Here is a 25,002-nt window from a genome sequence, read left to right as displayed (position 1 = left end):
GTGAGCGTCCGGCGGGGCCTGATGCATGTCGCCCAAAATGCACAGCGGTTTTGGAACGACGACATGCACAAAACAAAGATCCGAGCGGGTCGCAAATGCGACGCGCTTGGTCGAGGGGCACCTGCAGAAACGACCCATCAGCGGCCGGCTGAAACCGGTTCAGGAGTAGCGATGCGCCGTTTCGCGGCCCTCATCACGCTGACGCTGCTGGGTGCGTGCTCGACCGTCGAGGATCTTGCACCGGTGCTGCCGTTATCCAGCAGTCCGACGGTTGCGCTGCGCGCACCCCGTTTCGACGACTCCAAGCCGCATGAGTGGGACAGCGGCGCGCCGTGGAGCTATGCCATTCACGGCACCGACGTCTCCAAATACCAGACGTCGGTCGATTGGCCGGCGGCCAAGGCGAGCGGCATTTCCTTCGCCTTCATCAAGGCAACTGAAGGCGGTGACCGTTTCGACGACTATTTCAACGAGCACTGGAGCCGCACCAAAGCCGTCGGGCTTCCGCGCGCCGCCTATCACTTCTATTATTTTTGCACCCCTGCCGCCACGCAGGCGCGCTGGTTCATTCAAAATGTGCCTAAAGACCGTGCGGCGATGCCGCCGATCCTCGACATGGAATGGAACCCGAACTCGCCGACCTGCAGGCTGCGCCCGGACCCCGCGACGGTGCGTAGCGAGATGAGCATTTTCCTCGAGATGGTCGAGAAGCACTACGGCAAGAAGCCGATCATCTACACCTCGCTCGACTTCTTCGACGACAACAATCTGTCGACCTTCCGCGGTTACTCTTACTGGCTGCGCTCCGTCGCCGGCCATCCGCGTCAGAAATACGGCAGCCACCCCTTCGTCTTCTGGCAGTACACCGGAACCGGCATTGTGCCTGGCATGACAGGCAAAAGCGATATCAACGTCTTCAACGGCACGGAAGCTGCCTGGAACAAGTGGCTGCGGCAGAACACCCGTTGACACCAGGCCTGCCGCCTGCTTTTCGACATGCCATGGGCACGCATTTGCAACCACTGGAATACCCGAGCCGGAAACAGCCGATCGGGCGGCTGTGTTGCAAAATCCTCCCGGCGCTGTGCTTGATCACCACCGCCCTACCGGCGGCGGCGCAGCAATGCGGCGGCGATTTCAACGCGTGGAAGCAGGGCGTCTCCGCGGAGGCAACCGCCGCCGGTGTCGGCGCTGTCGGCCACGAGGCGCTCTCGGCCTCCGGCATCGACGACAAGGTCCTCGCGCGCGACCGCGCCCAAAGTGTCTTTTCCCAGACCTTCATCCAATTCTCGAACCGCATGATCTCGGCCTACCGTCTGAAGCAGGGTGCGGCCAATCTGAACAAATACGCCGACGTCTTTGCCAACGCCGAACGGGAATTCGGCGTCCAACCGGCTGTCATCGCTGCCTTCTGGGCGCTGGAGACAGATTTCGGCGCCGTGCAGGGCGACTTCCATACGTTGAATGCACTGGTCACCCTCTCGCATGACTGCCGCCGGCCGCAGCTCTTCCGGCCGCAGATCGTGCCGCTGCTGACGCTGATCGACCGCGGTGTCGTGCCGGCCGACGTCAAGGGCGCCTGGGCCGGCGAGATCGGCCAGACGCAGATCCTGCCTTCCGACTATCTCGCCCGCGGCGTCGACGGCGACGGCGACGGGCTGGTCGACCTGCGCAACAGCGCGCCCGACGTGATCATGACCACGGCCAACAAGATCCTGTCGCGCGGCTGGAAGCGCGACCAGCCCTGGATCGCGGAAGTGCGTTTGCCCGACGACATGCCGTGGGACCAAACCGGCCGCACCAACAAGCTGCCGCCAGCACAATGGGCTCAGTGGGGCGTCACCAATCCCGACGGCACGCCGCTCGTCGACAACGGCCTGAAGGCCGGTCTGGCGCTGCCCATGGGGCACAAGGGCCCGGCCTTCCTTACCTACGACAATTTCGACGTCTATCTGGAGTGGAACCAGTCCTTCACCTATGCGCTGACCGCGGCAAACCTTGCTGCGCGGCTGGCTGGCGCCCCGCAATTCGACCCGCGCAATCCCGAACCCGGCCTCAACGGCGATCAGATGAGGGTGCTGCAGACAAAGCTCGAGGCCAAAGGCTACGACGTGGGCACGGTCGACGGCATCCTGGGCACGAACACCCGGGAAGCGATCCGCAAGGAACAGATGCGTCTTGCCTTGCCGGTCGACGGCTGGCCAACGCCGGAGCTTCTGGCGAAGCTGTAAAGCGCGTCATCGCCTGGCAAGCAGGAAGTCGATAAAAACCCGCAAGGCTGGTGGAACGTGGCGCGAACTCGGATGATATAGATAAAAGCCCGGAAATCTGGGCGACCATGCTTCGAGGAACCGGATCAGCTGCCCCGCTTCGATCCATGGCCGGACCTGGTATTCGAGCATGTAGGCGATACCGATCCCATCGAGAGCCGCTCGGATCATCAGTTCCGTGTCATTGACGGTAAGGCCGCCGTCCACGGCTATTTCCAAAGCGCGCTGGCCTCGCGCGAACTCCCATCGATAGATATTGCCGCCGCTGGGCCACTGGAAGTTGATGCACTGGTGACGATGCAAATCTGCGGGATGCCGAGGTATCGGGCGATGTTGGAGATAGCTGGGCGCCGCCACCGCTGCCATCTCCAACTCGTCGCTGAGCTTCACCGCCACCATGTCCTTTTGCAGCCGCTCGCCAAGCCTGATCCCGGCATCGAAGCGTCCCTCGACAATATCGGTCAGCATATCGTCGACGATTATGGTGAGGGCGACATCGGGATAGGCGCGGCGGAAATCGCCGAGGATCGGAGCGATGAACCGCATGGCGGCTACCCGCGGAACGTTGATGCGCAGCGAGCCCACCGGTCGATCGCGTGATGCATACACGTCCGCGACAGCATCTTCCAATTCGCTGAAGGCCGGCGCAAGGCGAGCGAATAGCGTTTCGCCGGCAGCGGTCGGCGACACGCTGCGGGTGGTGCGGTTGAGCAGCCGGACACCGACACGTTCTTCCAGCCCGCGTATTGTCTGGCTGAGCGCGGGGGGTGAAATCCTGAGCCTGGCCGCGGCGCGGATAAAGCTGCCCTCCTCGACGATCGCTGCAAACGCCTTGAGTTCGGAAAACTCGGTTCCACGCATTATGTACCTCAAGCTTAACAAGATACTTTAATAATAGACTATTCTCTGATCAATGGCATAACCTTAGCTTTCGGCATATGGAACCGCCGCTCGATTGAAGCGGCCGTAACCCTGACGAAAGGAACACATCATGTCTCATTCGCTTCAAGGCAAAACCGCGCTGGTGACCGGCAGTTCACGCGGCATCGGCCGCGCCATCGCGGAGGGGCTCGCGGCAAACGGCGCGGCCGTCGTCGTCAACTACACCAGCAACGAGCAAGCCGCCCGGGAGACCGTCGCTGCCATTGAGAAGAATGGCGGAAAAGCCGTCGCCATGCAGGCCGATATATCCAGCATTTCCGACATTCGCCGGCTGTTCGATGAGGCCGAAAAGCAGCTGGGGCCGATCGACATCGTCGTCGCCAATGTCGGCGTCGCCGTCATAAAGCCGCTCGCCGAGGCCACCGAGGCGGACTTCGATCATGTCTTCGGCGCCAATGCCAAAGGTACCTTCTTCACGCTTCAGGAGGCAGCTCGCCGGGTTCGTGACGGCGGCCGCATCATCGCTGTCTCGACGGGTGGAACCAAGATGTTTTTCACACAGACAGCGCTCTATCTCGGCAGCAAAGGAGCCGTCGAGCAGTTCATTCGCGTCCTCTCGCGCGAACTCGGATCTCGCTCCATTACGGTGAATGCACTTTCGCCAGGCTTTACCGACACCGACCTGCTTCCCGAGCGGGACCGCGCCGTCGCCGCCGGCATGTCGCCGTTCGGCAGGATTGGAGCGCCACGCGACGTCGCCGATGTCGCAGTCTTCCTCGCCTCAGACGAAGCCCGTTGGCTGACCGGCGAGAACATCCAGGCCGGCGGCGGCGTGGCCTGACCTGCGCTGGCTAATCTGCCATCGTCTCCAGACTGGCAAACCCTTCCGGTGCGTCGCCTTCATCGAATGGCGTCGCCACCTCGATGAACGTATCGGGATAAAAGCCGTTGAAGCGGGTCCTGAGCGACAGCGAATAGGCGCCGATATGGCCGATTTCGATCCAGTCGCCGGTATCGACTGTCTCCGGCAACCAGAACGGCCGCGACAGGATGTCGACGGAATCGCAGGTCGCGCCGCACACCTTGAACGGCACGATGTTCTTCTCCTCGCCGTTGCGCGAGCGGATCGCCGGATCGGGAATGAAGCGCGCCGGCAGCGTGATCTTGCCGGTCCATGAATCCGACAGCGACGCCCAGATGCCGTCATTGATGTAGAGCCGTTTGCCCTTGCGCAGCAGCACGCGCACGATCAGCGACAGGCAGCGCGCCACGATCACCCGGCCCGGTTCCGCCACCAGCGGCGTCTGGTCGAACTGGTATTCCTTCATGTCGCCCGACAGCCGCGACATGATCTGGCCGAGCGACGGCATCTCGATCTGCTTGCGGTTGGGATCATGGCCGTACTCGGCCGGAAAGCCGCCGCCGACATCGAGGCCGGCCACGTCGAAGGTCAGCCGGTTGCGCACCCAGTCGGCCGAGGCCAGCGCCCGCTCGTAGGTATCGGGATCCTCGATCTGGCTGCCGACATGGAAGCAGAGGCCGACCTTGTAGCCGGTGCGATTCAGCCGCTCGGCCAGTTCCACCGCATAGGCCGGCCCGGCGCCGAACTTCTTCGACAATTCGTAAGCGGCCGACCCCTTCGTCTGGATGCGCACGAATACGCTGATTGCGCCCGGATCGATATCGAGCGCCCGTACCACCCGTGTCAGCTTGGTGATCTCGTCGTCGTGGTCGAGCGAGATGACGCGGATGCCGTATTTCTCCAGCGCCAGCTTGATGTCCGACTGCGCCTTGACCGGATGCATGTAGAGCATCTCGGCGTCTGGCGAGACCGCTCGCACGGCCGCAAACTCGCCGGGCGAGGCGACATCGAAGGCATTGACGCCGGCCTCGACCAGCGCCTTCAGCACGATCTGCTCGCCATTGGTCTTCACCGCATAGGCAGTCTTGCCGGGAAACATGCCCATGAACTGTTTGGCATCCGCTTTCAGCACTTGCGGGCGGAAGCAATAGACCGGATCGTCCGGACGAAGCGCCAGCGCCGCCTCGCGGGCATTTTCGAATCGCTGCATGGACGAATCCCCTCGGTCTAGGCTGCGCACAATTAATCCAAGCTAGCTGCTAATGAAAACAATTCTATGTCTCGCGCCTCTGACGCGGCGACGCTACGCCAGTTGCGCTTGGCCATCGATCAAGTTTCGGGTGGCCCTTGTCGCCGGACACGTTATGGCTTGAACAGAGGCTCGACAGGTTAGGCATTCCCGCCCTGTCCAGGAGGAGGATCACATGGCGATCACAGCCGCCGCTGCTACGGCACGCGGCCCAATGGCGCTCAAGGACTGGGCACAGCTCCTGCTGCTCGGCGCGATCTGGGGCGGCTCGTTCTTCTTTGCCCGCATTGCCGTTGCCGAGCTTCACCCGCTGGTGCTGGTGCTGTTTCGTGTCGCCATCGCCGCGTCGGCTCTTCAGCTTTATCTCGGCCTGCGCGGCCCGTCCTTCCGTCTCGCCTTCCCGCATGCCGGCCTGTTCCTCCTGCTGGCGCTTGCCAACAACGTCATTCCGTTCTCGCTGATCTTCGCCGGCCAGACTGAGCTTGGCGCCGGCGTCGCCTCGGTGCTCAACGCAACGACGCCGTTCTGGACGCTGATCCTGGCCAACGCGCTGACCAGCGACGAAAAGCTGTCATGGAACAAGCTTGCCGGCATCGTGCTCGGCATCGCCGGCACGGCGGTGATGATCGGCCCTGGCCTGCTCGCCGGGCTCGGCGGCCCCGTCTGGGCAAAATTCGCGCTGATCGGCGCCTCGCTGTCTTACGCGGTCGCCCTGATGATCGCCCGACGCTTCAGGGGCGTGCCGTCGCCCGTAATCGCCACCGGGCAATTGACCGCCTCGACCATCATCATGATCCCGGTCGTGCTCATCGCCTACGGTCCGGCCGGCCTGCTCGCGGCCTCGCCGCCGGTGTGGGCGGCGGTGCTGGCGCTGGCGCTGCTGTCCACTGCCTTCGCCTACATCCTCTATTTCAACCTTGTCGCTTCCGCTGGCGCCACCAACGCTTCGCTGGTCACGCTGATCGTGCCAGCCAGCGCCATCCTTCTCGGATTCCTGTTCCTTGGCGAGCGACTCCAATTGTTCGAAATGGGCGGCATGGTGCTGATCGCACTCGGTCTCGTCACCATCGACGGACGCATGTTCGGCCGACGTTAGAGCGCCGCGCGTCCAATTGGATGCGCAAAAGGACGCTCTAACACTTTAAACGAATCCCGCATCGTGCTTTCCGAACCGAAGGTCAGCGCAGCAAAAGTCGAATTCGACTTTCGGCCGATGCGGTAGCGCTGCCATGCCATGGCGTCGTCACAATTTATTCACAGGTCCGAAGCCGGCTTTTGCCGAAGAGTTTCAATGCTTAACGGCGAGCAGCAGGTCGCGAATTCCACAATCCTGTCGCATTGCAGCACATTTTCCACTTGCCTGTGGCATAAATGACCCTAGACTCTTGCGATAGCTCTTAAGAGGAGGCTATGGCATGGGACTGACAAGGCCGATCAACGCATTGATGATTTGTGCTGCGTTCGCATTCATCGGCGCCCTCATTATGGGCGTACTTCCATAAGACCGCTGAAGCGGGGGAAGACCAGCACCGAATAGTCCAATCCATTGAAAAGGCCGGGTTTTTTGCCCGGCCTTTTTGCATCCTCCTAACCTTTTTGCATCCTCAGAGAGTTTAGCGGAGCTTACGCAGCAGCAGATCCTGCTGCCTCAGCCTCATGCGAGCGGATGCCGATCATGTGACAAACGGCAAAGACCAGATCGGCCCGGTTCATCGTATAGAAATGGAAATCGCCGACGCCGCGTTCGACCAGGTCCAGCACCTGCTCGGCCGCCACCGCGGACGCCACCAGCGCATGCGTCTGGGGGTCGTTCTGCAGCCCTTCGAAACGCTCAGCCAGCCATGCCGGCACTAGCGCGCCGCAGCGCGCCGAGAAATTGGCGACCTGGGTGAAGTTGTGCACTGGCAATATGCCCGGCACGATCGGTATGTAGATGCCTGCCCGCCGCGCCCGCTCGACATAACGCTCGTAGAGGTCATTGTCGAAGAAGAACTGGGTTATCGCCCTGGTCGCGCCATTGTCTGCCTTGCGCTTCAGCATGTCGAAGTCGGTGGCGAAATCAGGGCTTTCCGGATGCTTTTCCGGATAGGCAGAGACTGAAATGTCGAAATCGCCGGCGCCCTTCATCGCTCCCACCAGCTCGGCGCCATTGGCATAACCATCCGGATGCGGCCGGTAGGAAGCGCCGACGCCCTCGGCCGGGTCGCCGCGCAAGGCGACGAAACGGGTAACGCCCATGCCAGCGAATTCCTGAATGACGGCATCGACCTCATGGCGCGCCGCGTCGACGCAGGTCATGTGCGCCGCAGGTGTCAGCGTCGTCTCGTTGAGGATGCGCTTGACCGTGCGGGCGGTGCGCTCGCGCGTCGAGCCGCCGGCGCCGTAGGTCACCGAGACGAATTTCGGCTTGAGCGGCTCAAGCCGGGTGACGGTGTCCCACAGCCTTGCCTCCATCTCGTCGGACTTCGGCGGGAAGAACTCGAACGAAACCCTGACCTTGTCGCCAATGTCGGGGCGGCGGGAAAAGCGAAACTGGTTCATCAGGCGACTTCCCCCATCGATTGGGCATTGGCCGCCTGCGCGTTGCGCGCAGGATCGGTGATCAGCATGCGGCGATCGCGGCCGAGCCATAGCTTGACAGTGAGCTTGGCCTCGTTGCCGCTGCGCGGCTCGAATTCCTGGCTGTCCTCGAGCTCGAGCCCGGCCTCCGAAAACCAGTCGGTGATCTGCCGGTCGGAAAAACCGAGCCTGACATGCGCGTGCTCCTCGCGCAGGAATTCCAGCGTATGCGGCGCGAAATCGACGATCACCAGCCGGCCGGCGGGACGCAGCAGCCTTGCCGCCTCGCGGATGGCGCGGGCAGGATCGTCGAGATAATGCAGCACCTGGTGGATGGTAACGAGATCGAAGGCATCGCGCTCCACCGGCGGCGCGAAAATATCGCCCTGCCGCACCTGCGCATTCGAGACACCGGCCTTGTCCAGATTGGCGCGGGCGACCGTCAGCATCTCGCGCGACATGTCGATGCCAACGCCGCGCCGATAGAGCGGCGAAAAGATTTCGAGCAGCCGCCCAGTGCCGGTGCCGAGGTCGAGCATCGACTGGAACGGTCGCTTGCCGACGAGCTTCAACAGGGCCGCCTCAACGGCGCGGTCCGGCACGTGCAGCGAGCGGATATGATCCCAACTCGCAGCGTTCACGGAGAAGTATTCGGCAGCGCGTTCCTGCCGCTTGCGCTTGACCGCGGCCAGCCGCTCAAGATCGCGCTCGACCTGCGGGTCTGCGCCACGGATGCTGGAAACCAGCCCGAGCACGAAATCGCGCGACGCATCGGAATCCGAAAGCCGGAAGAAGGCCCATGATCCTTCCTGGTAGCGGCCGATCAGCCCGGCCTCAAGCAGCAGCTTCAGGTGCCGCGATACGCGCGGCTGCGACTGGCCGAGTATCTCGGTGAGATCGGAAACGGTAAGGTCGCCGCGCGACAGCAGTGCCAATATGCGCAGCCGGCTGGATTCGGCCGCTGCCTTCAACGTGTCTACCATGGTATCGAGCGCGACATGCATGCGTGTATTCTCTTTGAAAAAGATATAAACATATGTTTATGTCGATTTTTGCGACGGCGCAAGCCCTATGTCGCTTGCAGACAAGAAAATGACGCATGCATGATCCACAGGCGGAAGTCGGTTTTCGGATGAACGAGGCGAAAACCATGTTCGAGACGCGCAACGGTGAAAAGCTCCTGGAAACCGATCCGGCAACGATGCTGCCGGACGGTCATGTCGTCTTCATCGGCCGCATCACGTCGCCGTGGACGACGCGGGAGACCTGTCCCAAAAACATGAAGGCCGCACGAGAAACGGGACAGGCGGCGACGCTCACGGTCGACCCGCTTTATCGTGACGGGCTGCTCGGCCTGGAGCGCGCTAGCCACGTCATCATCCTGTCCTGGCTGCAACACGCGCCGCGGCGACTGATTGTCCAGAAACCCCGCCATGCGGCTGAACCGAAAGGCGTTTTTTCGCTGCGCTCCCCTGCCCGGCCGAACCCAGTCGGGCTGCATGTCGCCAGGCTCGTCGCCCTCGACATCGGCACCGGCCGCATCGACCTCGACGCCATCGATGCGCTCGACGGCACGCCGGTGATCGACATCAAGCCCTATTTCGCTTCGACCGACGCCTTTGCCGATGCGAGTATTGCCGGACGCGACGAACGATGAAGGCACCGACCAACCGCCGCCGCGCCATCGCCAAGGCGCTGACTGCGCTTTTGCCGCTGGCGCCCTTTGCCGACATGGAAAAGATCCGTGCCGAAGCCGGTCGGGCGCATCTGCACAACTTGCCGCCGACGATTGCCGTGTGGCTGGCGATCATCGCCCACATCCGTCATGCACACACCGATTACGAGAAACTGCTGGCCGACGGCTATGATCGCGACTCGGCGCGTTTTTTCGTCATCGAACAGACCAACATCGTGCTGACCCGCTGGCGCGCCACGCGTTTTCTCGACGCCGACGACGAGAGCGAATAATGCAAACTACGGGCGCGTCAGAACGGCGACCGCGTTGTATGGTTGGCCGGCCGCCTGGCCAACCCAGACCCAGGACAGATTTCCCTTGAAAGACCTGACTGTAATCGTGCCGCCATCGATGCAGATATCTTGACCGTAGGTGATGCTCTCCCGGTATTCCGCCGAGGTGTCGTCCCTGGAAATCTCGCTCAGCGATCCTCCGCAGCCGAGCGATGGATAGTCGATCGACGCCCCACCCTCGTTGATCGTCATGGCGATCGACCAGTCGGCGCCAGAAGCTCCGGCCGGGCTTTGATGACCGTTGCCGACCCAGGTGCCAGCCAGGGACGGCACATTCACCACACAGGGGGCGTTCTGGAAGATCGGGGTCAGTTCGCTGCCGGTCTTCTCGCACCGGTATGTCTGACCACCCTGACACAACTCCTCGCCTTCTCGCACGCACTGGGAGAAGGCTTCGCCAGTGGCGCCGAAAATGGATATTGCAAAGATGATGGCCCCAAGTCCCGTTGGCCTGCCCATGTCCCCTCTCCCCGGTTAGGCACCTTTCCCAAGCACTATAAGATAAATCTAAATACACGCCCTAGGATAAATAGCGCAGCGCCGCTGGCTCTATGTCGCCTGCCGAAGGCCGCTAGCCTGACCAAAAGCACATTGGGCGATGGCAAGTGAGGATAGCGATGAGCCGAAACGTTGCAGCGCGCGGCACACAGCCGCTACCGCCTCTTTCCGAAAGCCACATCGACCCGCATTCCTATCCGGACGGCGTTGCCTTCTTGGACGGCCAATATCTGCTGATGTTGCCAGCCAGGATCTCGGTTCTGGATTGGGGCTTCCTGCATTCCGACGCTACCTACGACACCGTGCATGTCTGGAATGGCAGCTTCTTTCGTCTCGACCTGCATCTCGACCGCTTCTTCGGCGGGCTGGAAAAGCTGCGCATGACGATCCCGTTCGACCGCCAAGGCGTCGCCGAGATCCTCCACAATTGCGTGGCGCTGTCCGGCCATCGCTCGGCCTATGTCGAGATGCTGTGCACGCGCGGCGCCTCGCCGACCTTCAGCCGCGACCCGCGCCAGGCGGTCAACCGCTTCATGGCTTTCGCCGTTCCCTTCGGCTCGGTGGCCAATGCCGAGCAGTTGCAACGCGGCCTGCATGTGGCGATCAGCGACAAGGTACGCATCCCGCCGGCCTCAATCGACCCGGCGATCAAGAACTATCACTGGCTCGACCTGGTGCGAGGCCTCTACGACGCTTATGACCGCGGCGCCGAAACCGCGCTGATCCTCGATTTCAATGGCAATGTCGCCGAAGGGCCGGGCTTCAACGTCTTTTGCGTGAAGGACGGAAAACTGTCGACGCCGGCTACCGGCGTCCTGCCCGGCATCACCCGGCGCACTGTCTTTGATCTCTGTGCCCAGGCAGGACTTGCCGCCACGGCGGCCGATGTCGGCGTTGCTGCTCTCCAAGCAGCCGACGAGGTCTTCATCACCTCGACTGCCGGCGGCGTCATGCCGGTGACGATGATCGACGGCGCAGCAGTGGCCGACGGCAAGATCGGTCCGGTCACCCGGCAGCTCATGGCGCTCTACTGGCAGAAGCATGACGATCCGGCCTGGTCGAGCCCGGTACACTACCCTTGACTGCTATTACTGCCGATGGCCTCTGACGTCGGCTCGCATCAACAAAATGTGTCTCGGCCTTGGATAAGCGGAGGGCACTTCTATATGCTCGAAGCGGAGAAGCCTCCGTTTAGCTGACAACCAACACCGCAGGGGCAAGGACCAAGGATCATGACAGATAAGGTTTGGTTTATCACCGGATCGTCGAAGGGCTTCGGCCGCGTCTGGGCAGAGGCGGCGCTCGCCCGCGGTGACCGCGTTGCGGCGACTGCCCGCGATGCCGGCACGCTTTCCGATCTCGTCGAAAAATATGGCGACCATATTGCCGCGATAAAGCTCGACGTCACCGACAAGGCGGCCGTCGATGCCGCGATTGCCGAAGCACATAAGCGTTTCGGCCGGCTCGACGTCGTCATCAACAATGCCGGCTATGGCCATTTCGGCGCCATCGAAGAGGTCAGCGAAAAGGAGGCTCGCAACCAGATCGAAACCAATGTATTCGGCGCGCTTTGGGTGACCCAGGCCGCTTTGCCGATTATGCGGGCGCAGCGTTCGGGCCACATCATCCAGATCTCGTCGATCGGCGGCGTCAACGCCTTCGCCATGGTCGGCCTCTACCACGCCTCGAAATGGGCGCTGGAGGCCTTCAGCCAGTCGCTCAGCCTGGAGGTCGCGGAGTTCGGCATCCATGTCACGCTTGTCGAGCCGGGCGGTTTCTCCACCGACTGGGCCGGACCGTCCGCCAAGGTTTCGAAGCCGATCGCTGCCTATGAGCCGGCCCGCGCCGCGATGACGGAGCGCCGCAAGCGTTTGGTGGCGGGTGACCCCGCCGCCACCGGACCGGCAATGCTTGAAATCGTCGACGCGGCCGAACCGCCGCTCAGGGTGTTTTTCGGCGATGGCGGCCTGCCGATGATCAAGCAGGAATACGCCAATCGCATCGCGCTATGGGAAAAGTGGGATCACGTCTCGGTCCTGGCGCAAGGTGCGAACAAGAACCGCAAGGCCGCCTGAGGCCGATCCGAAATCTCGCTGCACCGCCATGGCGGTGCAGCCCCTGCTCCAACGTACCCTAAGCCCGGTAGATCCACTGTTCGGGCACGCGCACCGACATCTCCTCGCCGGCCATGATCGTGCCGGGCTTTTCGACCCAGGCGACAAGGCCACGCAACCGCTTCGCTGCCTTGGGGAACAGCAACGCCCCGGCCTCATGGTCGGCCATTCCGGCATTTTCGGCGACCGAGCGCCCAGCGATGCGGCAAGGTCCGTTCTGCGCATCGACCTTGATGGTCACGCCACCTTTGAAGAATAGCAGCGTGCCGGACGGCAGCATGGAGAGGTGCGGCACGCCCTCGACCATGAGATTGGCGCCGATCCACTCTGGCCTGACCTCGGCTATGCCCATCCGTTCGGCGATAACAGCCAGTTCATCCGATGCCACGATCGTCAGTTGTCGCTCGTTGCGCATCTCGGTGCCGCGTGGATACCAGGGTTCGCGCCCACCGGAGCGCCGGGTGGCGCCGGCATGGAAGTCGCCGTCGATGCCGTCGAAGCCAAGCCGCAATTCCTCCACCGGTCGCGTCTCGAAGTGATCTGATGGCGCCACGAAAAGCGCCGGCACTTTCGCGGCGAGCTTCCGCGCCGGGACGATTTCGACCGGGTTCTCGGCTTCGGGGAAGAGATCCGCCATGGCTTTCATTCCTTGAGTGATGCGGCGCAATTAGCCGGAGTCGATTCAAAGCGTCCAGTCGAAAGCGCTGATGGTCTGATCAAGCGGGCTGATACGCACCCTTGCCGATCGCGACCTTCCTGCCTGAAATTTTCCGTATTGTGCCGTATTGCCGCCGCGCTGCACCGATTTGATACTCGCGCCTAGGCAAGGGGTTCATCATGCATCCCGCAACGGCAATCGCGACGCTTTGGCTGATCTGGATCGTATCCTGGGCTGCCGCTGCCTTCTGGGCCGACCGAGCCGAGAAACGCGCCGGCTTTCAAGCGGAACTAAGCTACCGCGCCGTACTGGTCCTCGGCACCATTCTTTTCGTCATTCCGGCGCATGGCTATGTCGGCCGGCTGAGGCTTTGGATTCCAAACCTTGCCGAGGCTTGGATCTGTGCCGCGCTGATCGCCGCCGGTCTGGCATTCACCTGGTGGGCGCGGCTGCATCTCGGCCGGCTGTGGTCGGGCACGGTGACAGCCAAGGCCGCGCACCGTGTCGTCGATACCGGTCCCTATGCGCTGGTGCGGCACCCGATCTATACCGGGCTGCTGCTGGCGATCCTGGCCACCATGGCAGCGAAAGGCACGGTCTGGGGCATCGCCGGCGCCGCTCTTCTCACCGTCGGTATCGTCATGAAGGCAAGGCTGGAGGAGCGTTTTCTGCGCACGCAGCTAGGTGCCGCCTATGACGACTATATCAGGCGTGTGCCGATGCTGGTGCCGTTCGCACCAAAGTAGGTCAAAGCATTCTCAGCAACGCGCCGCCGATCGAATAGCCGGCGCCGAAGGCGCAGAGCAGGCCGTGGTCGCCGGCCTTCATGTCGGCGTGGTTCTCCGACAAGGCAACGATCGCGCCGGCGCCGGCGGTGTTGCCGAGCCGCTCGAGCACCATGGGTGCGCGGTCATGGTCGACGTCGTGACCGAAGGCAAGCTTCAGGATCATGGCGTTCATGCGGGCATTGGCTTGATGCAGCCAGAAGCGCCGTATGGCCTGCGGCGTCAGACCGTGCTCGGCCAGGAATTCGACGATGAATTTGTGCCCAGCGACGGTGACTTCCTTGAACACCTTGTTGCCGACCTGCTTGATCAGATTGCCTTCAAGATTGATCATGTAGGGATCGTCCTGGGCGGTGCGGGTGTGGTAGCCGAGATTGGTGCGGATGTTGTTGGACATCTGCGTCCAGGTGCGCGTGTCGAGCACCTCGAAGCGGCCCGGCCGCTTCTCGCCCTGGGCGAGCCCTTCGACGACCATCGAGGCAGAAGCGTCGCCGAAGATGAAATGCGTCTGCCGGTCGCGGAAATTGAGGTGGCCGGTGATGATCTCCGGCGTCGACACCAACACCCGCTTGTGCGCGCCCGCCCGCACCAGGTTGACCGCGATGTGCAATGCAGCCGCCGCAGACGAGCAGCCGAGCCCCATGTCGAAGCCGGCACCCTTCGTGCCCAACGCCTGCTGCATTTCGATGGCGATCGCCGGATACGGCCGCTGATGGTGTGAGGCCGAGCAGATCACCAGGTCGATGTCAGACGGCTTCAGCCCGGCATGGTCGAGCGCTTTGCTAGCCGACGCGATGCCGAACTCGGCCTCCAGCGACAGCGCATCGTCGGGCCGCGCCGGTATGCGCGGCGCCATGCGGGTCGGGTCGAGAATGCCTTCCCGCTCGATCACATGGCGGGTCCGGACGCCCGAGGCGTGAACGATGAAGGCGCTGTCCGACTTCTGCAGCAGCGTCTCGCCCGAGGCCAAACGGCGCACGTTCTCCATCTCGACCCAGGCATTGAAGCTGGCGACGAGTTCTTCATTGGTGATCGAAGGTTCGGGGATTTCGACGCCGATGCCGCTGATGATGACGCGATGCATTTCCAATCCGTCCCAAGGGCAGGCGCTGCGGCCTCATGTGGGCGCCGGGGACGCCCGGCGCAACACTTGTCGCATTTGGCGGGTTTATGCCAGCTTAAAGCGAAGGGGTTAGTGCACGTCGCGCAAAAGTGCGCAGAGGTTTGGGATAACGAAATGCATGAACCAAGACCTTGGTGCGTGTCGGCGCGTGACACACATTAAGCGGCCCGCTTGGCCACGATGAAAAGTCGGGGAAAGCGCAGCAGCACCTTGCCGTTCGCCGTCTTTGGATAGGCTTTCGCGATCCGCGCCGTGTAGTGGTCGATGAACAGTTTTCGTTGCTGTGCATCAAGCGGATCGAGAAATGGCCTCAGCCCCGTCGACTTCACCCACTCGACGATCGCTTCGGCATCGGCCAGCGGGTGGTTGTAGACAGTATGCCAGATATCGAGCCGGTCGGAGAACGGTGACAAGAGGTCGTAATAGAACGACACCGCCGGCAGCGGCGCGCGGGCCGCACCTTTCAGCTTTTCGGCGAACGGCATTTCGGCCGCAGTCTCCCGCATCTGTTGATGCGATGGCTCGCCGAGATTGTCCGGCATCTGTATGGCGAGCGCGCCGCCGGGTGCCAAAAATCCCATCAGCCGCTGGAAGATCGCCGGATGCTCCGGCAGCCACTGGAACACTGCATTGGCGAAGATCACATCGACAGGCTCCGCCGGCTGCCAGGCCGCCGTGTCCGCCAGCTCGAAGCTGACATCAGGCTGGCGTGCCCTTGCCTTCTCGATCATGTCGGGCGAACTGTCGAAGCCACTGACCTCAGCTTCAGGCCAGCGCTCGACCAGAAGCTCGGTCGAATTGCCAGGCCCGCAGCCGATGTCGACCACCCTGCGTGGCGCCGCCACCGGCACCTGCGCAACGAGGTCGCGCGCCGGCCGCGTTCGCTCATCCTCGAATTTGAGATAGAGGGCGGCGGACCAGTCGGGTTTTGCCTTTGCCGCCGTGATGTTGTTCACCGATAGACCTCGCGACGATTGCCGACTTCCACGACCAGAACGACAAGTCGGCTATCCTGAAATTGGACGATAATTCTGTATTCGCCGACGCGAAAACGCCAAGCTTCTTGCTTCGTCGCAGTCAGGCGTTTGGCAAGAGCTTTTGGATTGGGGTGTGCCGACACTCTATCGTGCAGGAACTCGAGAATACGCCGCTGGTCTTTCATTGAGAGCCGCTCGATATCCTTGTCGGCTCGCTGCGTGAACTCGACACGCCAATTCATTCAGCGGCAGGTTTCTGCGCTCCTCGGCCTCACGAAGTTCAAGCTTCCGGATCACCTCTTCCAGCGGAATACGCACGCCATCGTCATCCCTCAGGCGTTCCTCCGCAATCCTGGCGTCCTGCCAATCCTCAATAGCCTCAAGGATGGCCTCAACTGCGACCTGATCGATCGTGCGGCCACTGGCCTTGGCCATGTCGGCCAGCAGCTTCTCGGCTTTTTGCGGCAGTTTGACTGTGATCATGGAAAGCTCCATCCATAAATTTAGGCCAAACCACTATCAGCCGCAACAGCCTCACCTATCTTGTCAGCCGCTTATACGTCATGCGGTGCGGATTGACAGCTTCCGGCCCGAGCCGGCGGATCTTGTCCTGCTCGTAATCCTCGAAATTGCCCTCGAACCATTCGACATGGCTGTCGCCCTCGAAGGCGAGGATGTGTGTCGCCAGGCGGTCGAGGAACATACGATCGTGGGAGATGATGACCGCGCAGCCGGCGAAGCTTTCCAGCGCGTCTTCGAGTGCGGCCAGCGTTTCGGTGTCGAGATCGTTGGTCGGTTCGTCGAGCAGCAGCACGTTGCCGCCGGTCTTCAGCATCTTGGCCAGATGCACGCGGTTGCGCTGGCCGCCGGAAAGGTTGCCGACCTTCTGCTGCTGGTCCTGGCCGCGAAAATTGAATGACGCGCAATAGGCGCGGGTGTTGGCTTCGAATTTGCCGAGCTTGACCACTTCGGCACCGCCTGAAATCTCTTCCCACACGGTCTTGGCCGGATCGAGCGTGTCACGGCTCTGGTCGACATAGCCGAGTTTGACTGTCTCGCCGACGCGGACCGTGCCGGCGTCCGGCTTTTCCTGGCCGGTGATCATGCGGAACAGCGTCGTCTTGCCGGCGCCGTTCGGGCCGATGACGCCGACGATGCCGCCGGGCGGCAGCTTGAATTCCAGATTGTCGATCAGCAGCGTGTCGCCAAAGCCCTTCGACAGGCCGTCGACCTCGATCACCACATTGCCGAGCCGCTCGCCATGCGGAATGACGATCTGCGTGTCGCTCGGGCGGCGGCTGTCGGCCGCGTCCAGCAGATCCTGGAACGCCTGGATACGGGCCTTGGATTTGGTTTGCCGTGCCTTCGGGCTGGACTGGATCCACTCGCGCTCGCGGCCGATCGCCCGCTGGCGGGCATCGTCCTCGCGGCCCTCCTGCTTGAGCCGCTTGGCCTTGGCTTCGAGGTACTTGGTGTAATTGCCCTCATAGGGAATGCCGCGGCCGCGATCGAGCTCGAGGATCCAGCCGGTGACATTGTCGAGGAAGTAGCGGTCGTGGGTGATGATCATCACCGCGCCCGGATAGGCGCGCAGATGCTTTTCCAGCCATGCCGTGGTTTCGGCGTCGAGGTGGTTGGTCGGTTCATCGAGCAGCAACAGGTCCGGCTGGCGCAGCAAGAGCTGGCAGAGCGCGACGCGGCGGCGCTCGCCGCCCGACAGCTTGGTGACGTCGGCATCCTTGGGCGGGCAGCCCAGCGCTTCCATAGCCATCTCGACCTGCTGTTCGAGGTCCCACAGGTTCAGCCGGTCCATCTCGTCCTGGAGCTTGGCCGACTCGTCTGCCGTCTCGTCGGAATAGTTCATCATCAATTCGTTGTAGCGCTCGATGATGGCGGTCTTGGCGGCGACGCCTTCCATGACGTTTTCGAACACGGTCTTGCTCGGATCGAGCGCCGGCTCCTGCGCCAGGTAACCGACGGTCGCGCCTTCGGCCAGCCACGCCTCGCCGCTCCACTCCTTGTCGATACCCGCCATGATCTTGAGGATCGTCGACTTGCCGGCGCCGTTGGGACCGAGAATGCCGATCTTGGCGTCAGGATAGAAGGAGAGATGGATGTTCTCGAGCACCTTCTTGGTGCCGTAGGCCTTGTTGAGGCCGGCCATGTGATAGATGAACTGGCGTGCCACGCGCGCTTCCCTGTCAAATTGAATGGAGTTGCGCGCTATGTAGGCGATGCCGCGCCGAACGGCAAACTGTTTTGATGCCTTAAGGCGAAGCTACGCCCAGTGTCCTACTGGAAGCCGATTGCATCGACGGTGCCTTTCGGACAGCCGGCCTTGGTTGTTGGTACCGAGGCTAGCAGCAGGTCGCCCAGTGCACTGTTCGGGTGGATCGAACCGGTCAGGCCGAGCGTCAGCTCGCCAATCAGCCGTCTGCCGCTCGAAGGATCGACCAGGCAGGACACGCGGACACGCTCGCCTGCGCCTGCACCGAAGGCGCTGTCGAAGGCGCTGCGGATCTGGTCCGATGTCAGCTGCTTGCCGATGTTCTTCGTGAAGAGGTCTCGCACCGGCGAAGAATTCACCGCGCGCATCAGGTTCAACGCGTCGGAGAAATACTCCTGCTGGCTCTTGCCGTAGCAGGTGCCGTGCTTGATCCATTCATGCCGTTCGAGATCGGAAGCGGTACCGGGCATCACCTGATCTAGCTCTGATCGTGTGTCCTGATCGAGGTTGACCGGCGGCAGCTCCCGCCAATGGGTCGGATTGTCATTGGCCTTGTCGCTGGCTGCCACCTGGCAATAGAAATTCCCGTTCGGCTGCGGCCATAGCCCATGCAAGGTGAAATGCGTTGCGTCGAAACCGGCCGCGGTCTGCGCCTGGCATTCGGTCTTGCTGGACTTGGTTTCGCAAAAGGCGGGCTGCCAGCTCAGCGCGAAGACATATTCGGGTTTTCCCGAGGCTGGCGCCGATGGCTTGTTCTGATCGGCCGGCGCGACCGGAGCCGTCGCCGCGCTGCCGCCGGCAACATGGCCACAACTGATCTTCACCCAACGACGCTCCGGATCGGCGCCCGGTACGCGAATGAGATAGTGCGTCGGTGCGTCCTTGTTGCCAGCCAGGAGCTCGTAGCTTTGCCCTGCCGCTGTTGAAGCATCGCCGGGATTCTTCCCGCTCTTGATCGCCTGCGTCGCCGGACAGGCAGCGTCGGCCACGAAGGAGCCGGTCATCCTAACGTCGGCTTGCGCCGCGCCGGGCAGCAACATGGCAGCAAGCACCAATCCAAAAACAACACATGTCCGCATGCAAATACCTCGGTTGGAAATGCGGCAGAGACTGCCGTCGTCTCCGTGTCAGAATTGCGATAGCGCGCGCCGTAAAGACAAGAAAACATCACCCGCGCAAAATCGTCCGTGCCGGATTGACGCAAAACCGGCGCCGGCGCAAACAACGCCTGCGGACGCGCAGAAGCGCGTTGGAGACGAAGCGACAATGTCATTCAGCCAACAGCGCGTGGTCAAATCGTCGACCGGCGCCGAACTCAACCTTTACGTCAGACATGCCGGCGGCCGCCCGCGCGCCGTCGTCCAGATCAATCACGGGCTGGCCGAACACGCCGCGCGCTATGCCGCCTTCGCCGATTTCCTTGCCGAGCGTGGCTGTCATGTCTACGCCCACGATCATCGCGGCCACGGCGCAACCAGGGCGCCCGACGCCCCGCTTGGCAAATTCGCCAACGTGGATGGTAGCGCCAAGGTCATCGCCGACGTCGGCGCCATCCACGACCTCATCGCCAGGGAGCAGCCGGGCTTGCCGGTCATTGTATTCGGCCATTCGCTGGGCGCGTCGGTTGCGTTGAATTTTGTCCTGCGCCACTCCGCGCGCGTCCATGCCGCCGCGATCTGGAACGGCAATTTCTCGGCCGGCCTGCTCGGCCGGGTGGCACTGGGCATCCTCGCCTGGGAAAGATTGAGGCTTGGCTCAGACGTGCCGTCGCGCGTGCTGCCCAGGCTGACCTTCCAGGCTTGGGGTAAGGCCGTGCCCAATCACCGCACGTTGTTCGACTGGCTGTCGCGCGACGAGGCCGAGGTCGACAAATATGTCGCCGATCCGCTTTGCGGCTGGGATGCATCGGTGTCGATGTGGCGGGACGTCGTCAGCATGGCTCTTCATGCTGGCAGCAACCGCAATTTTTCCGGCGTGCGGCGCGACTTGTTCGTCAACCTGGTTGGCGGCGAGAAGGATCCGGCGTCCGACGGCGGCAAGGCTGTCAGCCATCTCGCCGGCCGCATGCACATGATGGGCTTTTCGAATCTCGTTTCAAAAGTTTACGCCGAGACCCGCCACGAAAGCCTGAACGAGGTGAATCGAAACATCATCATGGACGATTTCGCGTCCTGGGCTGATGGCGTGCTGAAGTCGTCACAGCGGTTGGCCCATTGCAAGGGCCGTGACAGCAGCATGCGGGATTGATAGAGGCTGCGCTTTCGACCAATCACGGTGATCCATGGCCGAACCTCCGCTGAAAGGCGTCCGCGTAATTGAACTCGCCCGCATCCTTGCCGGGCCATGGGCCGGGCAGCTGCTTGCCGATCTCGGCGCCGACGTCATCAAGGTCGAGAGCCCGAATGGCGGCGACGACACCCGCAAATGGGGTCCGCCCTTCGTCATCAGCCATGACGGCGAAAACCTGTCGGCCGCCTATTATCATTCCTGCAATCGCGGCAAGCGCTCCATCGCTATCGACTTCTCGACGCCCGAGGGTGCCGAGACGGTGCGCAAGCTGGTCGCGACATCAGATGTGCTGATCGAGAACTTCAAGCTCGGCGGCCTGAAGAAATACGGTCTCGATTACGACAGCCTGCGCAAGGCCAATCCCCGCCTTGTCTACTGCTCGATCACCGGCTTCGGCCAGGATGGACCTTATGCAAGCCGTGCCGGCTACGACTTTATCATCCAGGGCATGGCCGGCATGATGTCGATCACGGGCGAGGCCGGCCGCGAGCCGCAAAAGGCCGGCGTCGCCATCTCCGACGTCTTCACCGGCCTCTATTCGGTCATCGCCATCCAGGCAGCGCTTCGCCATGCCGAGGAGACCGGAGAGGGCCAGCATATCGACATGGCGCTCTACGACACCCAGATCTCGGCGCTCGGCAACCAGAACCTCAACTATCTGGTTTCCGGCAAATCGCCAGTGCAGATGGGCAATGCGCACATGAACATCGCGCCTTACGAGGTGGTGCCGGTCAAGGATGGCCACATCATTCTGGCGGTCGGCAATGACAGCCAGTTCGTCAAATTCTGCGCCGCCGTCGGTCTGGGCGACTTATCGTCGAACCCCGATTTCGCCACCAATCCGGCCCGCGTCGCCAACCGGGCGAAGTTGCGCGAGCACATCATCGACGCGCTCAAGACTTTGGATCGCGATCCGCTTCTGGCGAAGCTGGAAGCCGCGGGCGTGCCGGCCAGCCCGATCAACACCATCGGCCAGATGTTCGCTGATCCGCAGACCATCGCGCGTGGCATGCGGCTCGACCTCGACGATGGCCATGGCAATCTTTTGCCCTCGGTGCGGGCGCCGATGGTGATGTCGGGCACGCCGCTCGTCTATGAGCGGCCTTCGCCACGCCTTGGCGAACACACCGAAGAAATCCTTGCCGAACTGGAGAGGTCCGGAAAATGAAGACCGGCGGACAACTGATCGTAGATGCGCTCGAAGCGAACGGCACCGACCGCATCTACTGCGTGCCGGGGGAATCCTATCTCGCGGTGCTCGACGCGCTGCACGATTCGCCGATCCGCACCATCGTCTGCCGCCAGGAAGGCGGTGCCGCGATGATGGCCGATTGCCATGGCCGGCTGACCGGCAAGCCCGGCATCTGCTTCGTCACCCGCGGCCCCGGCGCCACCAACGCCTCGGCAGGCATCCACATCGCCATGCAGGATTCGGTTCCGGTGATCCTGTTCATCGGCCAGGTCGCCAGCCACGCCAAGGAACGCGAGGCCTTCCAGGAGGTCGACTACATCAGGTTCTTTGGCGATATCGCCAAATGGGTGGTCGAGATCGACGACGCCTCGCGTATCCCGGAGTTCGTCACGCGCGCCTTCGCTGTGGCGACGTCCGGCCGCCCCGGTCCGGTCGTCATCTCGCTGCCGGAAGACATGCTGACAAGTCTTGTCGAGGCGCCTGCAGCCCTACCTCACACGCCGGTCGAAACGCGGCCAGGCGAGACCGAGCTCGACGCGCTGGAAAAGCTGCTCGGCGAGGCAAAACGGCCCTTCGTCATCCTCGGCGGCACGCGCTGGGATGCCGACGCCGTGGCGCGGATGCGAACCATCGCCGAGGCGTGGTCGCTGCCGGTCGGCTGTTCCTTCCGTCGCCAGATGCTGTTCGATCATCTCCATCCGAATTATGCCGGCGATGTCGGCATCGGCATCAACCCCAAGTTGGCGACGGCGATCAAACAGGCCGACCTTGTGCTGCTCGTTGGCGGTCGCATGGGCGAAATGCCTTCGTCCGACTATACGCTGCTGAAGAGCCCCTACCCCGACCAGGCGCTGGTCCACGTCCATGCCGACGCCGGCGAGCTCGGCCGCGTCTACCGGCCGACACTGGCGATCAACGCCTCGCCTTCCGCCTTTGTCGAAGCCTTCGCCAGGCGCAAGCCGCCCGGCACGCCGGCATGGGCGGCCGAGACACCGAAGCTGCATGCCGCCTATCTCGACTGGTCGACGCCACCGGAAGCCGGTCCAGGTTCCGTCCAGATGGGGCCGATCATGAACTACCTCGAAAAGATGCTGCCGGACGATGCTATCCTCACGAATGGCGCCGGCAACTACGCCACTTGGGTGCATCGCTTCCATCGCTTCCGCCGCTTTGCCACGCAAGGCGCGCCGACCTCAGGTTCGATGGGCTACGGCACGCCGGCGGCGATTGCCGCCAAGGAGCTTTTCCCTGACCGCGATGTCATCGCCTTTGCCGGCGACGGCTGCTTCCTGATGAACGGGCAGGAATTCGCCACCGCCGTGCAGTATGGGCTGCCGATCATCGTCATCGTCGTCAACAACGGCATCTACGGCACCATCCGCATGCACCAGGAGCGCGAATATCCGGGCCGTGTCGTCGCCACGGATTTGCACAATCCCGACTTCGCGGCGCTCGCCCGTGCCTATGGTGGCCATGGCGAAACGGTGGAGAAGACAGCCGACTTCGCGCCCGCCTTCGAGCGCGCCCGCGCCAGCGGCAAACCGTCGATCGTCGAGATCAGGCTCGACCCCGAGGCCATCACGCCGACCCGGACCATGACCCAGATACGAGAAAAGTCATGATCCGATAGAAGGGGCGGTCGCCCGCCCCCTCTATCGGCGGAATGACCGGCGCTACATCGTCGCCGGCGCCTTCTCGATCTGGCCGCGGATCTCGCCGTCCGCGTGGGCCGCAGTGTGGATGTTGACATAGTATTTGCCGGCCTCCAGGTCGGTGGCCTGGGCATCGGTCAATGTCGCCGAACCCTTGATCGGGCTCTTCAGCTTGCCTTCGAACGGCACCACAGGGTCGGCGCTTTGACCCTTTGCTGCCGGGCCGTGAATGTGTGCGGCTGTCGCCGGCCCGCTGAGACCGGAATACCTCACCGTCCAGCGGAGCTTCTTGGTGGCGGTGTTGAAACGCAAAGTGGCAGTGCCCTTGCCCTTCGTGGTGACGGGCGGGCTCTGCTGGGCACCGTCGAGCGTAGCGGTCATCTTCACGGTGTCGGCCAAGGCCGGTGAAGCAAAGAGCATGGCTGCAGAAATGGCCAGTGCCGAAAGCATCGGCGTGAGGGACTGGATGCGCATGGAAACCTCCGTTGTGGTGGGCGGCATCCGCTGAAGTTGGATGCCCCGGCATAACGGTTGTGCAAGCGGATGTTTCCACCGGTAACGCCTATTTTACGTCCTAGCAAAAAAGGGGCGGTCGCCCGCCCCCTTTCCAATTGCAGCCAAACAGGCCTGTTTGATCGCCCCTATTTGATCGCCTTGTCGGTAATGGCGGTTGTGTAGGCGCCGGTCGGCTCCTTGGCGATGATCTTCTGGTCGAGCAGCGCCTTGGCGGTGCGCTCGTAGGTCGCCGGATCGAGCTTGCCGTCGGCATTGTCGATCAGCTTGGCGACTTCGCCCATCATGCGCTTCTGGTGGTTCTCGTCCTGGCCGCCATTGTCCATGACGATGCCGGCTGCCTCGTCGGAATTGTCGACGGCGTATTTCCAGCCCTTCATCGAGGCGCGCACAAAACGCACCATCTTGTCCTCGAAGGCCGGGTCCTTGAGCTTGTCCTCGAGCGCATAGAGCCCGTCTTCGAGCAGGTCGTTGCCCATGGCCGAGTAGTTGAACACGGTCAGCTGTTCCGGCTTATAACCGGCATCGATGAGCTGCCAATACTCGTTGTAGGTCATCACCGAGATGCAATCCGCCTGTTTCTGGATCAGCGGCTGCACGTCGAAGCTCTGCTTCAGCACGGTCACGCCATCCGGGCCGCCATCGGTCTTCAGGCCGAGCTTGTTCATCCAGGCGTAGAACGGATATTCGTTGCCGAAGAACCAGACACCGAGCGTATGGCCCTTGAAGTCGGCTTCGGTCTTGATAGGGCCGTCCTTCGGACAAACCAGCTCCATGCCGGCCTTCTTGAACGGCTGGGCGATGTTGACCAGCGGCACGCCCTTCTCGCGCGCAGCCAGCGCGCCGCCCATCCAGTCGACGATGACGTCTGCGCCGCCGCCGGCGATCACCTGCTCCGGCGCGATATCGGGACCGCCGGGCTTGATGTCGACGTCGAGACCCTCGGCGTCATAGAACCCCTTGGCCTTGGCGACATAGTAGCCGGCAAACTGGGACTGCGTGACCCATTTCAGCTGGAGCGTCACCTTGTCCGCGGCCATCGCCTGAAACGCGGCAAGCGACATCGCGCCGGCCAGAACAGGAATTGCAAGTCTTTTCATGTTTTTACCCTCTGAAGTTAGCAC

The 25,002-nt window shown here is 62.5% G+C and carries 25 protein-coding genes; 12 read left to right on the top strand and 13 right to left on the bottom strand.

From position 1 onward, the window contains the following. Positions 1-171 precede the first annotated feature (171 nt). Positions 172-969 (top strand): GH25 family lysozyme, encoded by a 798-nt coding sequence (locus EN859_RS10440; protein WP_127853276.1) that lies wholly within the window; start codon positions 172-174, stop codon positions 967-969. Positions 970-1,001: 32 nt separating this feature from the next. After that, positions 1,002-2,231: a lytic murein transglycosylase gene (locus EN859_RS10435; RefSeq protein WP_127853275.1), complete on the top strand. Its 1,230-nt coding sequence runs from the start codon at positions 1,002-1,004 to the stop codon at positions 2,229-2,231. 6 nt (positions 2,232-2,237) lie between these two features. Here the strand turns inward: EN859_RS10435 and EN859_RS10430 are convergent, their stop codons facing one another. Then, complete coding sequence (locus EN859_RS10430) at positions 2,238-3,131, bottom strand: LysR family transcriptional regulator (protein WP_127853274.1); 894 nt, start codon at positions 3,129-3,131, stop codon at positions 2,238-2,240. 130 nt (positions 3,132-3,261) lie between these two features. On the opposite strand from EN859_RS10430, the gene EN859_RS10425 reads away from it, so the two are divergent. After that, positions 3,262-3,993, top strand: a complete 732-nt coding sequence (locus EN859_RS10425) for an SDR family oxidoreductase (RefSeq protein WP_127853273.1) — start codon at positions 3,262-3,264, stop codon at positions 3,991-3,993. A gap of 10 nt (positions 3,994-4,003) precedes the next feature. Here EN859_RS10425 and EN859_RS10420 read toward each other — a convergent pair whose 3' ends face one another. Then, the gene (locus tag EN859_RS10420; RefSeq protein ID WP_127853272.1) at positions 4,004-5,224 is read right to left on the bottom strand and encodes an alanine racemase; all 1,221 of its coding nucleotides are present in this window, start codon (positions 5,222-5,224) and stop codon (positions 4,004-4,006) included. 214 nt (positions 5,225-5,438) lie between these two features. Here EN859_RS10420 and EN859_RS10415 point away from each other — a divergent pair, with 214 nt between their 5' ends. Beyond that, positions 5,439-6,359, top strand: coding sequence for a DMT family transporter (locus EN859_RS10415; protein ID WP_189501814.1), 921 nt, complete (start codon positions 5,439-5,441; stop codon positions 6,357-6,359). 527 nt (positions 6,360-6,886) lie between these two features. On the opposite strand, the gene metF is transcribed toward EN859_RS10415, so the two are convergent. Together metF and EN859_RS10405 are read right to left on the bottom strand one after the other, a co-directional pair. Further along, the gene (gene metF / locus EN859_RS10410; RefSeq protein ID WP_127853271.1) at positions 6,887-7,804 is read right to left on the bottom strand and encodes a methylenetetrahydrofolate reductase [NAD(P)H]; all 918 of its coding nucleotides are present in this window, start codon (positions 7,802-7,804) and stop codon (positions 6,887-6,889) included. Continuing rightward, positions 7,804-8,826: a metalloregulator ArsR/SmtB family transcription factor gene (locus EN859_RS10405; protein WP_127853270.1), complete on the bottom strand. Its 1,023-nt coding sequence runs from the start codon at positions 8,824-8,826 to the stop codon at positions 7,804-7,806. The genes metF and EN859_RS10405 overlap by 1 nt, the downstream gene beginning before the upstream one ends. 95 nt (positions 8,827-8,921) lie before the next feature. Here EN859_RS10405 and tsaA point away from each other — a divergent pair, with 95 nt between their 5' ends. Then, positions 8,922-9,479 carry a tRNA (N6-threonylcarbamoyladenosine(37)-N6)-methyltransferase TrmO gene (gene tsaA / locus EN859_RS10400; protein ID WP_245525520.1) on the top strand — a complete coding sequence of 186 codons (558 nt, stop codon included), beginning with the start codon at positions 8,922-8,924 and terminating at the stop codon, positions 9,477-9,479. Then, positions 9,476-9,790, top strand: a complete 315-nt coding sequence (locus EN859_RS10395; protein WP_127853268.1) for a DUF2293 domain-containing protein — start codon at positions 9,476-9,478, stop codon at positions 9,788-9,790. Before tsaA ends, EN859_RS10395 begins: the two co-directional genes overlap by 4 nt. Positions 9,791-9,796: 6 nt before the next feature. On the opposite strand, the gene EN859_RS10390 is transcribed toward EN859_RS10395, so the two are convergent. Further along, positions 9,797-10,309 carry a hypothetical protein gene (locus EN859_RS10390; RefSeq protein WP_127853267.1) on the bottom strand — a complete coding sequence of 171 codons (513 nt, stop codon included), beginning with the start codon at positions 10,307-10,309 and terminating at the stop codon, positions 9,797-9,799. Between the two features lie 158 nt (positions 10,310-10,467). Between EN859_RS10390 and EN859_RS10385 the strand changes: the two genes are divergently transcribed. Together EN859_RS10385 and EN859_RS10380 are read left to right on the top strand one after the other, a co-directional pair. Next, entirely contained in the window at positions 10,468-11,430 is a 963-nt protein-coding gene (locus EN859_RS10385) for an aminotransferase class IV (protein WP_127853266.1), read from the top strand. 150 nt (positions 11,431-11,580) lie between these two features. Further along, positions 11,581-12,423 (top strand): SDR family oxidoreductase, encoded by an 843-nt coding sequence (locus EN859_RS10380; protein ID WP_127853265.1) that lies wholly within the window; start codon positions 11,581-11,583, stop codon positions 12,421-12,423. 58 nt (positions 12,424-12,481) lie between these two features. On the opposite strand, the gene EN859_RS10375 is transcribed toward EN859_RS10380, so the two are convergent. Beyond that, positions 12,482-13,099: an MOSC domain-containing protein gene (locus EN859_RS10375; RefSeq protein WP_127853264.1), complete on the bottom strand. Its 618-nt coding sequence runs from the start codon at positions 13,097-13,099 to the stop codon at positions 12,482-12,484. A 200-nt stretch (positions 13,100-13,299) separates the two neighbouring features. Here EN859_RS10375 and EN859_RS10370 point away from each other — a divergent pair, with 200 nt between their 5' ends. Beyond that, positions 13,300-13,866 carry an isoprenylcysteine carboxylmethyltransferase family protein gene (locus tag EN859_RS10370; protein ID WP_127853263.1) on the top strand — a complete coding sequence of 189 codons (567 nt, stop codon included), beginning with the start codon at positions 13,300-13,302 and terminating at the stop codon, positions 13,864-13,866. Between the two features lies 1 nt (position 13,867). On the opposite strand, the gene EN859_RS10365 is transcribed toward EN859_RS10370, so the two are convergent. The 5 genes from EN859_RS10365 to EN859_RS10340 all read right to left on the bottom strand — a co-directional run bounded on the left by EN859_RS10365 (position 13,868) and on the right by EN859_RS10340 (position 19,311). Then, entirely contained in the window at positions 13,868-14,989 is a 1,122-nt protein-coding gene (locus EN859_RS10365) for a beta-ketoacyl-ACP synthase III (protein ID WP_127853262.1), read from the bottom strand. Positions 14,990-15,186: 197 nt separating this feature from the next. Then, positions 15,187-15,975 (bottom strand): trans-aconitate 2-methyltransferase, encoded by a 789-nt coding sequence (gene tam, locus EN859_RS10360; protein WP_127853394.1) that lies wholly within the window; start codon positions 15,973-15,975, stop codon positions 15,187-15,189. A 174-nt stretch (positions 15,976-16,149) separates the two neighbouring features. Then, positions 16,150-16,488 carry a DUF6290 family protein gene (locus EN859_RS38055; protein WP_189501849.1) on the bottom strand — a complete coding sequence of 113 codons (339 nt, stop codon included), beginning with the start codon at positions 16,486-16,488 and terminating at the stop codon, positions 16,150-16,152. Between the two features lie 55 nt (positions 16,489-16,543). Beyond that, positions 16,544-18,193: an energy-dependent translational throttle protein EttA gene (gene ettA / locus EN859_RS10345; RefSeq protein ID WP_127853259.1), complete on the bottom strand. Its 1,650-nt coding sequence runs from the start codon at positions 18,191-18,193 to the stop codon at positions 16,544-16,546. Between the two features lie 104 nt (positions 18,194-18,297). After that, complete coding sequence (locus EN859_RS10340; protein ID WP_127853258.1) at positions 18,298-19,311, bottom strand: ribonuclease; 1,014 nt, start codon at positions 19,309-19,311, stop codon at positions 18,298-18,300. Between the two features lie 187 nt (positions 19,312-19,498). On the opposite strand from EN859_RS10340, the gene EN859_RS10335 reads away from it, so the two are divergent. Genes EN859_RS10335 through EN859_RS10325 form a run of 3 tightly spaced genes read left to right on the top strand, consistent with a single transcriptional unit; the run spans position 19,499 to position 23,335 of the window. After that, positions 19,499-20,479, top strand: coding sequence for an alpha/beta hydrolase (locus tag EN859_RS10335; protein WP_127853257.1), 981 nt, complete (start codon positions 19,499-19,501; stop codon positions 20,477-20,479). Between the two features lie 34 nt (positions 20,480-20,513). After that, positions 20,514-21,689 (top strand): CaiB/BaiF CoA-transferase family protein, encoded by a 1,176-nt coding sequence (locus EN859_RS10330; protein ID WP_127853256.1) that lies wholly within the window; start codon positions 20,514-20,516, stop codon positions 21,687-21,689. Further along, a complete protein-coding gene (locus tag EN859_RS10325; RefSeq protein WP_127853255.1) occupies positions 21,686-23,335 on the top strand; it encodes a thiamine pyrophosphate-binding protein in 1,650 nt (549 codons plus the stop codon). The genes EN859_RS10330 and EN859_RS10325 overlap by 4 nt, the downstream gene beginning before the upstream one ends. 51 nt (positions 23,336-23,386) lie before the next feature. On the opposite strand, the gene EN859_RS10320 is transcribed toward EN859_RS10325, so the two are convergent. Both EN859_RS10320 and EN859_RS10315 read right to left on the bottom strand, forming a co-directional pair. Next, the gene (locus EN859_RS10320) at positions 23,387-23,839 is read right to left on the bottom strand and encodes a CHRD domain-containing protein (RefSeq protein ID WP_127853254.1); all 453 of its coding nucleotides are present in this window, start codon (positions 23,837-23,839) and stop codon (positions 23,387-23,389) included. 167 nt (positions 23,840-24,006) lie between these two features. Continuing rightward, positions 24,007-24,978, bottom strand: coding sequence for an ABC transporter substrate-binding protein (locus EN859_RS10315; protein ID WP_127853253.1), 972 nt, complete (start codon positions 24,976-24,978; stop codon positions 24,007-24,009). Positions 24,979-25,002 lie beyond the last annotated feature (24 nt).

The sequence above is a fragment of the Mesorhizobium sp. M00.F.Ca.ET.216.01.1.1 genome (assembly GCF_004010325.2).
GTDB lineage: Bacteria > Pseudomonadota > Alphaproteobacteria > Rhizobiales > Rhizobiaceae > Mesorhizobium.
Note: the sequence above shows the minus strand (reverse complement) of the source record. Positions and strands in the feature narration are given on the sequence as shown.